Annotated in this window: 9 protein-coding genes, 1 tRNA gene and 1 rRNA gene; 1 reads left to right on the forward strand and 10 read right to left on the reverse strand. The window is 60.1% G+C overall.

Going from position 1 to position 10083, the window contains the following annotated elements; translation table 11 throughout:
• Positions 1-29 precede the first annotated feature (29 nt).
• The 8 genes from AC2FNY_RS19315 to AC2FNY_RS19350 are packed head-to-tail and all read right to left on the reverse strand — an operon-like array spanning position 30 to position 8731.
• A complete protein-coding gene (locus tag AC2FNY_RS19315) occupies positions 30-1415 on the reverse strand; it encodes an FAD-binding oxidoreductase (RefSeq protein ID WP_496803455.1) in 1386 nt (461 codons plus the stop codon).
• 3 nt (positions 1416-1418) lie between these two features.
• Positions 1419-1823, reverse strand: a complete 405-nt coding sequence (locus AC2FNY_RS19320) for a RidA family protein (protein ID WP_496803456.1) — start codon at positions 1821-1823, stop codon at positions 1419-1421.
• An 11-nt stretch (positions 1824-1834) separates the two neighbouring features.
• Complete coding sequence (locus AC2FNY_RS19325) at positions 1835-3283, reverse strand: M81 family metallopeptidase (protein ID WP_496803457.1); 1449 nt, start codon at positions 3281-3283, stop codon at positions 1835-1837.
• A gap of 31 nt (positions 3284-3314) precedes the next feature.
• Positions 3315-4763, reverse strand: a complete 1449-nt coding sequence (locus AC2FNY_RS19330; RefSeq protein WP_496803458.1) for a M81 family metallopeptidase — start codon at positions 4761-4763, stop codon at positions 3315-3317.
• A gap of 1 nt (position 4764) precedes the next feature.
• Positions 4765-5286: a TRAP transporter small permease gene (locus tag AC2FNY_RS19335; RefSeq protein ID WP_496803459.1), complete on the reverse strand. Its 522-nt coding sequence runs from the start codon at positions 5284-5286 to the stop codon at positions 4765-4767.
• A gap of 4 nt (positions 5287-5290) precedes the next feature.
• Positions 5291-6265 carry a TRAP transporter substrate-binding protein gene (locus tag AC2FNY_RS19340; RefSeq protein ID WP_496803460.1) on the reverse strand — a complete coding sequence of 325 codons (975 nt, stop codon included), beginning with the start codon at positions 6263-6265 and terminating at the stop codon, positions 5291-5293.
• A 43-nt stretch (positions 6266-6308) separates the two neighbouring features.
• Positions 6309-7592: a TRAP transporter large permease gene (locus AC2FNY_RS19345; protein WP_496803461.1), complete on the reverse strand. Its 1284-nt coding sequence runs from the start codon at positions 7590-7592 to the stop codon at positions 6309-6311.
• On the reverse strand, positions 7589-8731 hold the full coding sequence (locus AC2FNY_RS19350) for an NAD(P)/FAD-dependent oxidoreductase (protein ID WP_496803462.1): 1143 nt from the start codon (positions 8729-8731) through the stop codon (positions 7589-7591). Before AC2FNY_RS19350 ends, AC2FNY_RS19345 begins: the two co-directional genes overlap by 4 nt.
• A 99-nt stretch (positions 8732-8830) precedes the next feature.
• Here AC2FNY_RS19350 and AC2FNY_RS19355 point away from each other — a divergent pair, with 99 nt between their 5' ends.
• Positions 8831-9433 carry a helix-turn-helix domain-containing protein gene (locus AC2FNY_RS19355; RefSeq protein WP_496803463.1) on the forward strand — a complete coding sequence of 201 codons (603 nt, stop codon included), beginning with the start codon at positions 8831-8833 and terminating at the stop codon, positions 9431-9433.
• A 441-nt stretch (positions 9434-9874) separates the two neighbouring features.
• Here AC2FNY_RS19355 and AC2FNY_RS19360 read toward each other — a convergent pair.
• Together AC2FNY_RS19360 and rrf are read right to left on the reverse strand one after the other, a co-directional pair.
• Positions 9875-9951, reverse strand: a tRNA-Met gene (locus tag AC2FNY_RS19360).
• Between the two features lie 46 nt (positions 9952-9997).
• A 5S ribosomal RNA gene (gene rrf / locus AC2FNY_RS19365) occupies positions 9998-10083 on the reverse strand; the annotation flags it as partial.

Below are 10083 nucleotides of genomic sequence, written 5' to 3' on the forward strand. Positions count from 1 at the left end.
AGGATTCCAGAATACCATTCCGAGCCATCTTATCCGACTGCCCCAATCGTCTTACCCGGGTTCAGGATATTGTTCGGATCCAGCGCGGTGCGGATGGTGTGCATGAGGGCAATGGCCGACGAGGTTTTCCCCAATTCGAACCAGGGCAACTTGTCCATCCCTATGCCGTGCTCAGCCGAGATGCATCCATTCATCATCGTAACCCGGTCATAGACGATACTACTGATGTCGTTCTTATAGTGTAACGTGTCCTGACCGATACTTACGACGACATGCAGGTTGTTGTCTCCCATGTGCCCGAAGCGCGCAAATCGGGTTTTCGGCCATCGCGTGGTCAGTGCCGTCTCCAGATCCTGAACAAAAAGCTCCATCTTGGAAACCGGCAGCGAAACATCGAAAGCCAGGAAGGGAGACAAGTTCCGGATGATAGCATCTATGTCGTTGCGGATTGACCACATGTCCCGTCGATCCGCTTCGGACACGGCGATGGCCATATCCTCGACAAGGCCATCTTCATAAAGCGCAGCCATCGCGGTTTCGAAGGCTTCCGGATCGCGGGCAGTTCCCGCTTCGCTTTCGAACAGAAGATAGACTCCAGAGACAATCGGCAGCGGTAGCCGCCCAGTCCTGTGGCCCGTTGTCATCTCGTAGACCTCTGGCCACATCACCTCGAACGCGGTCAGATCGTTGCCCAACGCCGCTTCGACCCGATGCCGCACCTCAAGGGCCGAGGCAAAATCGGGAGCCAGTGCAAAAGCGGTATTGACATTCGGCAGTTGCGGGCGAAGTCGCAATTGAGCGCGGGTAACGATGCCAAGCGTCCCTTCGGCACCGATGAACAGATGCTTGAGGTCGTAGCCGGAATTGTTTTTGATCATGGCGTTGGACAAATCGAGGATCTGACCCGAAGCGGTGACGACCTCCATGCCCAGGACCTGCTCGCGCATCATGCCAAAGCGAAAGGCTTTTTCGCCCCCGGCATTGGTCGAGATCATCCCGCCGACCGTTGCGCTGCCTCGGGAACCAAGGTCCATCGGGAATGATAGCCCCGCGTCTTCTGCCGCCTGTTGCAGGTTCTGCAACACCACCCCGGCCTGAACCGTTGCCACGCGGTTGACGGGATCGATGCTTTCGATCCGGTTCATCAGTTCCAGCGAAAGGTACAATTCCTTGCCGGTATGGCGAAGGCCGCCGACCAGCCCCGTGCTGCCGCCCATCGGGATGACAGGCGTCTTGTGCGCCGAACAGATTTCGAGGGCCTTAGCCAGTTCCTCGGTATCGCGCGGACGCAGGATGGGGACAGGCGGCATCGCCTCGCCAGTGACCGAGATCAAACGACCCACCGCATCTTCAGGCCTGACGATGCGGTCATTGCCGATTTGCTGCGAAATGGTTTCACAAACCGTGGTCCACATGGGTCAGCTTTTCTCATCAATCTCGGGGATTGCTGCGACAGCTTCAATCTCGACCAATGCACCAGGGATGGCCAAAGCAGAGGTAACTGTCGAGCGCGCGGGGAAGGCATCGCCGAATTCCGCGCTGTAGGCGACGTTGAACTCGGCGAAGTGCGCAAGATCAGTCAACCATACGGTTGTCTTGGCAACATCGGCCAGCGTCGCGCCGGCCTCGGCCAGCACGGCCTTTAGGTTCGCGATGGCTTGGCCGGTCTGCGCCCCGACGCCGCCATCGACAAGTTTGAAACTAGCATCCACGCCAAGCGCACCCGAGCAGAAGATCAGGTTTCCGACGCGGGTTGCCGGAACCAGTGGAACCTTGGCTCCGTTCGGCAGGACGGGGGGGAGACCGATGCGGTGAACTGTCATTGCTTGATCCTTCAGTTGAACGGGTTTTCGACCTTGGGCCAGAAGTTTCCATCGCGCTTGGTAAAGGGAATGATGGTCATGTCAGGCGTCACCGTTCCCGGCGTGCGCACATGGACCACCTGCGGGCTGATCCGCTCGAAATTCTGATAGAAATGATTTGTGGATTTCGGGATCAGGGCGCGCATCTGGGTGATGTCGATGCCCAGATCGGTATAGACCGAGGGCGAGAAATTCTGCGTGCGCAGCGAGGACACGATCAGGTGCACGCCGTCGGCATCAAGCCAAACGCCCGTGCCCATGGGCATATCTGTCTCGCCCAGTTTCTGGGTCATGTTCTCGCGGATGGCACGGACGGTCACGTCCAAATCCACTGCCTCGCCGGATTCCTTGCAGATCTTGCCGCCAAGACGCACCCGCATGCGCGCACCGACACCGGCATCCTGGCACATGGTGACCAGCACCGGATCCCAGAAGATGCCGTGGGCAATATCCTTCATCTCGCGCCGGAGGATCTCTTGCAGGAAAAAGGTGGAATCCGCCGGCGCGCCGCCGCCGGCATTGTCTCCCATGTCCGCAAGCGCGATCGGGCCATGGTTCGAGGCGGCAACGATGTCCAGCGCTTCGGAGATATCGGGGTAGTCCATCCGCAACCCATCGCGGATATTCCAAAGTTTTTCGGCGAAGGCTTTTGCCGTGCTGGCAGCCTTTTCTGCATCGCCGTCCGCGATAACCAGCGTTTTTGCACCGACGTCGGCTACATCGGCCCATGGGAAGCCATGAGTGAGCGATACCGACAGGATACCATCCTTGCCCTCGGCGTCCTTCATGGCCTGCACATAGGTCCTGGCAGGCTCTTTCATGGTCTCGATGATCGTCAGCATCCGGCAGTCCTGCGCCCGCATCACCGGCTTGGTCTTGCCCTCGGCGGCGTCGGCGGCCATCACGAACAGCTCGCGCGCGCGCTCGGGCGCATCGACATGCGGGTATTCCTTGAAGTTGATGATCAGCGTCGCGTTGTCCAGCATCGTCTGGGTGAGATGGTTGTGCGGGTCAAGCTCCAGCCCGATCACCTTGTCCGGCCCCATAATTGCCCGGGCGCGGGCCATCATGTCGCCTTCGCAATCGTCATAGCCGTCGGCGACCATCGCGCCGTGCATCGACATCAACAGGACATCGGGTTGATACCGTTCAATATCGGCGAGGATCTCGTCGCGGAAACCTTCGTAGACCGCGCGCACAGTCGGGCCCGCCGGCTGCGCCGCAGCGGTCAGGCTTTCGATGACCTCCCAGCCTTTTTCCTCTGCCATACGGCACCATTCGTGCAGGGGCGCGCTGAACAGCATGGCGGGCTGGCGCGTCGCCTCGCGCGAGACCATGCCAGCCTCGAAAGCGAGCCGGCCAGTGGGCATCGGTGAAAACGTATTGGTTTCGGTTGCAAGGCAGGCAATAAGCAGTTTCACGGCAGTCGGTCCTTGGTCTTATGCGATGCGATCAGGCGAAGGGGTTCTCGACCCTGGGCCAGAAGTTTCCGTTGCGCTTGGTGAAGGGGATGTTGGGGATGTCCGGCGTAACCGCACCGGGCGATCCGACATGGATTACCTGCGCGCTGACGCGGTCGAAATTCTGGTAGAAATGGTTCGTGGATTTCGGGACCATGATCCGCAGGCGCCCGATATCCAACCCGAGATCGGAGAAGACCGATGGCGAATAACACTGCCCGCGCTTGGACGACAGGATCAGGTGGACACCATCGGCTTCCAGCCAAACGCCCGTGCCCATTGACATCGACATTTCATTTACCGTCTGAAACATGTTCTCGCGAATGCCGCGCACGGTAACGTCGAGATCTATCGCCTCGCCCGACTCGGCGCATATCTTGCCACCGATCCGCACCCGCATGCGCGCGCCGACGCCCGCGTCCTGGCACATGGCTACAAGCACGGGATCCCAGAACTGTGCGAGGCCGACATCCTTTATCCCGCGGCTCAGGATTTCCTTTAGAAAGTAGGTGGAATCCGAGGGTGCGCCGCCCCCGGCATTGTCACCCATGTCCGCCAATGTGACTGGAAACTCGTTGGCTGCTTCGGCGATGTCGAGCGCGGTGGAAATATCCGGGTAGTCCAGACGCAGACCATCGCGGATATCCCAAAGCCGAGCGGCGAATTCTTCGGCGACACTTGCCGCCTTATCCGCATCAGCGTCGGCGATCACCAGTGTCTTGGCCCCGACATCGGCCACGTCCCCCCAGGGAAATCCATGCGTGAGCGAAACCGACAGGATGCCAACCTTACCCTCGGCGTCTTTCATCGCCTGCACATAGGATTTGCCCGGTTCCGTCAGGGTTCGGATGATGGTCAGCATTCGACAGTCATGCGCGCGCATCACTGGGCGGGTCTTTCCTTCGGCGGCGTCAGAAGCCATGTTGAACAGCTCGACCGCCCGGTCCGCAGGGTCGATATGGGGATATTCCTTGTAGTTGACGATCAGGGTCGCGTTGTCGAGCATGGCCCGGGTCAGGTGATTGTGGGGATCGAGCTCGAGCCCGATCACCTTGTCCCTGCCCATGATGGCCCGCGCGCGCTGCATCATGTCACCTTCGCAATCGTCATAGCCCTCGGCCATCATCGCCCCGTGCATGTTGATCAGGAAGATGTCCGGACTTTGCGCTTCGAGATCACGCAGGATTTCATCGCGAAATTCTTCATAGACGGCGCGGGTCGTCAGCCCCGCGGGCTGTGCCGCCGCGGTCAGGCTTTCGGCGACCTCCCAGCCCCGTTCCTGCGCCATACGGCGCCAGACATGCAGCGACACATTGTGCATGCGCGGCTCTACCTTGCTTCCTTCGCGCGTTAGAAGCTGTGCTTCGAAGGCAAGACGTCCGGTCGGGATCGGCGAGAAACTGTTGGTTTCCGTGGTCAGCGCCGCAATCATCAGCTTCATGTCATGTCTCTTTCGGCTGCATCAGTGCTGTCGACAGATTTGCCAGCAAGTGAAGCATGATCAGGCCAAAGCCGATTGGAATGGCCATTGCGAAAACGGACATCGGTACGTCGAGGGTTTCTGCCGTGACCCGCGTGTTTCGGGCGATATACCCTGAGGCAATCTTCCCGTTCAGCCCGTAGAGGCTGTACCAAAGGATCGGCGCGACAAAGATGAACGCGCCGATCGCACGCACCACCGCGTAGATACGCCCCACCCCATCAGTACGCTCTCGTGCGGCGGGGAACAGCGACGGATCGACCTGGAACCGGAAGGCACAGGATGCGCCGAGCAATCCGGCCCAGACCATGAGGTATCGTGCAAGCTCCTCTGTCCAGGCCGGCGGTTGATCGAGAAGATAGCGTGCGGCGGCCTGCCATCCCGCGATCAGCACCAGCGAAGCCACCGCCAGCACCGCGCCCCAAAGGGCAACGCGGTTCAGGAAAGCCGAAAAGCGATCAAGCCAGGAAACCGCCGCGCGCATCGTATTATTCTCCGATCGCAGCCTGCCAGGCGGCCAACGCGCCTTCGGGCAGGGGCACCATGTTGTGCAGGGGCGCGCTCAGTGCCTTGAATTCGGCCCAGGCTTCTGGGGTCAGTTCGGTCACCTCGATGCCGGCTTCGCGCAGCTTGTCCATCTCGGCCGACCGGGTCGCGAGCCACGCGCGGTTAGCCTCGGTGGCGGCCTTGGCAGCGTCCATTACGATCGCCTGCTGTTCGGCCGAAAGCCCCTGGTACCAGTCCTCGGACACGATGATGGTGCGGCTTCCCAATCCGACCTTGGCGTTGGTGAAATACTTGATGAACCCGGTATGCCCGAACATGATCGGAACCATCGGAGGGTTGATGTAGCCATCCGCGATGCCGGTCTGAAGAGCGTTGGGCACTTCGTCCCATGCCACGATGGTGCCGTTGGTGCCCCAGAGCTTGTAGACGCCGATCTGGTTTTCATCCAGAGCCCGCATCCGCAGATCGGCGAGATCAGCCGCTTTTTCGACAGGGTGCTTGGTGTTGAAGATCCCGGCGGCAGACCCCAGCGCGGCCATGCCGATGACGCGCACGCCCTGTGGGATGGTACCTGCGTTGATCTTGTCCATCATGCCGCTGGCAAGACCGCGGTCCACGCTTTCCCAATCCGGGAAGAGATAGGGCAGCGTGGTCGGAATGAGGTGACCGTCCAGCGCGCCGACGCCCTTGGTGTCGGACAGGGATACTTCGAGCAATCCCTGCTGCACCTGGTCCATCTTCTCGGCCTCGCCACCCAGCGCGCCGCGTTCGTATTCCACGGCTTCCATGCCGTTGGCGTTCAGATATTCGGAGAACGCGTTTGCCCAGACATAGGATCCGGAGTTTTCCAGGTCCTTGGCAGAATCGAGTGCGATCTTGATCTCTGCCGATACGGGGCCGGCGATTGCCAGGGTCAGCGTGAGGCAGGCGGGCCCCACAAGTTTCATGAATGACATTCTAGTTCCTCCTCTTTTCCCCCTGCTTTCGGGGAATTTGTTTTCAGTTCCACAATCCAAACGCGCGCGGCAGGTAGAGGCTGATCTCGGGGACGAAGACCAACACCCCCAGCACCAGAATTTCGACCAGCACGAACGGGATGACAGCGCGGGCCAGGGTCCAGTAGTTCAGCCCCGTGACCGTCGAGACGATCAGCAGGCAGCCGCCCATCGGTGGCGACACCAGGCCAATGGTCAGGTTGAAGCAGATCACGATGCCCAGATGCACGGGGTCTGCCCCGTTGGCCAAGGCGACCGGCGCTACCAGTGGAACCAGCAGGGCCAGCGCCATGGGGATGTCCAGAAACATGCCCGCCAGGATGAAGAGCAGATTCATCGCCAGCATGAAGCCGACAGGTCCCAGTCCCAGATCGGTGATCAGGGCCGAGATCGCCTGCGGCACCTTTTCCAGCGATGCCAGATGGCCAAAAGCGGCGATGGCGCACAGAACCACAAAAATGGAGCCGGTCAGCATCGCGGTGCGGCGAAGACTTTCGACCACGTCCTCGAGTTTCAGCCCCTCGTAGAAGATGGCGGCCAGGGCAGCGACGATGACGGCGACGGCGGCGGCCTCTGTCGGCGTCATCCAGCCCAGAACGATCCCGCCCACGATGATCAGGGGCAGCAAGAGCGCAGGCAAGGCCCGGGCGATTGCAGGCAGGATCGGCGGCGCCTCTCCCTTTTCGATACGCGGATGGTCGTCGCGCACCGCGTAGTACCCGTTGAGGGCAAACAGAGCGCAGGCAAGCAAAAGGCCGGGAAAGATGCCGGCCACGAAAAGGGCGGCCACCGAGGTCTGCATGATCGCGCCGTAGAAGATCAGGATGATCGACGGGGGAACGATCGGGCCAATGATCGAAGAGGCCGCGGTGATCGCCCCGGCATAGAGGCGTGTATAGCCGCGTTGTTCCATTGCAGGCACAAGGGTGTTCGACAGCGAGGCGGCGTCGGCAACCGCCGAACCGCTGATCCCGGCAAAGAATACCGAGGTCATGATGTTTACGTGCCCCAGTCCCCCGCGAATGCGCCCGACCATGGCCATGGAAACATCGATCAGCGCCTTGGTCACACCGCCCCGGTTCATCAACTCGCCCGCGAGGATGAAAAGCGGCATCGACAACAATGCGAAAACGCTGATCTGCGAGAAGACCTTTTGCGGCAGAATGGCAAGATAGCGGGCGTTTTCGGTCATCAGGAACGAGACGACCGCCGTGGCCCCGACCACATAGGCCAGCCCCAATCCCGATGCGAGCAGGACTGCAAGCAGTATCGGAGCCAGCCAGATCATGCGCCGATTCCTTCGCGCCCGGGCCGGATGCTATCCGGTTTCAGGTTCTCAGCTTGAATGTGCTCGGGAATTTCCAGCCCCATAACCTCGGCCGCGGCCAGTTGCGCCAGGGCGGGAGCGGACTGGATCCCATATCCGCCCTGCCCGGCCAGCCAGTAGAAGCCGTCGACCTGGCGCGAAAAACCGACGACCGGGCATTTGTCCGCCACGAAGCTGCGCAACCCGGCCCAGGAGTTCTCGATCCGTCGCACCGAAATTTCAAAGGCGCGTTCGATCCGGTCGACGCAGATCGCGATGTCCATCTCGTCAGGCTGCACATCGCAAGGCGGTTCGGGGTCTTCATTTGCAGGCGAAACCAGAAGTTTGCCTGCGTCCGGTTTCAGGTAGAACTGCTCGTCGACATCAACCACAAGGGGCAATCCATGCACGTCGCACCCTTGGGGTGCCGCGATCATCAAGGCCGAGCGACGCTTGGGGACAAGACCGATGCACTCGGCCCCGGCCAGCCTGCCCACTTCGTCGGCCCACGCCCCTGCGGCATTGATGACGACTTGCGCCGTTACTTCGGAGCTCCCGGCCACGATCTTCCAGCCGTCCCCGGTTTTCCCAAGCGCGATGACCGGAGCACGGGTCAGTAAGGTCCCTCCGCTTGCCTTGAAGCGCCGCAGGTAGCCCTGATGTAATGCGGCCACGTCGATCTCAGAGGTCCCGTGGTCCCACAAGGCCCCTATCGCGTAACCATCGCGCAAGAGCGGAAGACGGGCTTGCAGTTCCTCGGCGTCGATTCGTGTGACGGTGGATGCATCGGCCAGTTCGTGCTGCATCGCGTCGAGACTGTCCTTCTGATCTTCGCGTGCCACAAAGGCCGCGGCGATCGGCTTGAGAAGGTCCTGGTCGACGAACCCCTGCGGCGGGTTTTGGAAAAACTCCAGCGTAGCCCGCGTCAGTGCGCGGATCGGCTGCGGACCATAGATGGGCGCGTAGACGGCCGCAGACCGGCCGGTAGTGTGGTAGCCCGGCTGGCTTTCCTGTTCGATAAGAACGACCCGCCCCGATGCAGCGAGTTCCGCCGCGACCGACGCTCCGGCGATGCCCGCGCCAATGACGGCAAAATCACAATCTGATGACGAATTCGGCACGCTTCACAGTCCCAGGGTCGGTTTCATTTTCAATTTCGGTAGCAAGACGCTACAATATTTTCCAATAGGAAAACAACGTAAATTTTCCAATAGGAAAAAATGCAGAAAATTCTGAACGATCTCGAGCCCAGTCCCACCGCGACCGAAACCAGTCTGGGAGCGCGTGTCCGGCAAATCAGGAAGACGCGGAAGTGGACCTTGAAAGAACTGTCCGATCGAACCGGCCTTGCGATTTCGACGATTTCCAAGATGGAACGTGGCGAGATTTCATTGACTTATGATCGCTTCATGCGGCTCGCCCAAGGGCTCGGGCTGGACGTGGGCGAGTTGTTCGATGCCGAGGCGGAAGGTTTCGCGCATGGGACAATCACGGTCACACGCGCGGGCGAAGCACCGATTCATCGTTCCGCCACATACGACTATGACATGCTGGCGTCAGACGTGAGCGGCAAGCACATGGTGCCCATGGTCGGGCGAATCAAGGCGCATAGTTTCGCGGCCTTCGATGACTTCATCTCTCACCCTGGCGAAGAGTTCATCTATGTGCTCGCAGGAGAGGTCACCGTTTTCCTCAAGGGGCGAGATGCGATCACCCTCGGGCAAGGCGACAGCATCTATTTCGACAGCGGTATCGGCCATGCATATGTCTCGGTCGGAGATCAGGATGCAATGGTTTTGGGTGTGTGTTGGAAGCCGACGTGAACCAACGGGAGAGGTGTCACTTGTGGACAAATATGGACCCCACCTGATTGCAACTGCCTGATTAGGTCTGGTTCGGCGATCACGATTGCTGACGTATATCCGGCTTTCTTGTGCGGCCCGATATTTCGTCTCCGCGCGCCCCGATGGGTTTCTGCGTGCTCCCGCCTCAACGGCTCCAAGGCATGGGTATTGGCCTTGCCGGTGAGCTACTCCCCAACTCTTGTACAGATTTCCGGGTTGTTTAAGCTACGGCCTTCACCTGCTGATCGGTTTCAATGCGGTTAAAGTAGACCACGGCGGGCGGTTGACCGCCATGGGCAGACGCAACAAGCCCCCACGCAGGGGGCCTCGTCGAATGTTGACTGAGCGTTGACCAGAATTGCGCAAATACGAAAGCGCCCTGTGGGGCGCCGTGCAAGCAATTGATAACGCGCAGGAATTTGGTTGCGGGAGTAGGATTTGAACCTACGACCTTCAGGTTATGAGCCTGACGAGCTACCTGGCTGCTCCATCCCGCGCCGGTTGTTTTTGTGATCGTATTAGAGAGAATTGAGTATTTATTAGGTTTGGCGGTGACCTACTCTCCCGGGGCTTGAGCCCGAGTACCATTGGCGCGGAGGCACTTAACTTCCGGGTTCGGGAAGGGACCG

The sequence above is a fragment of the Ruegeria sp. BHSC223 genome, from assembly GCF_059613025.1.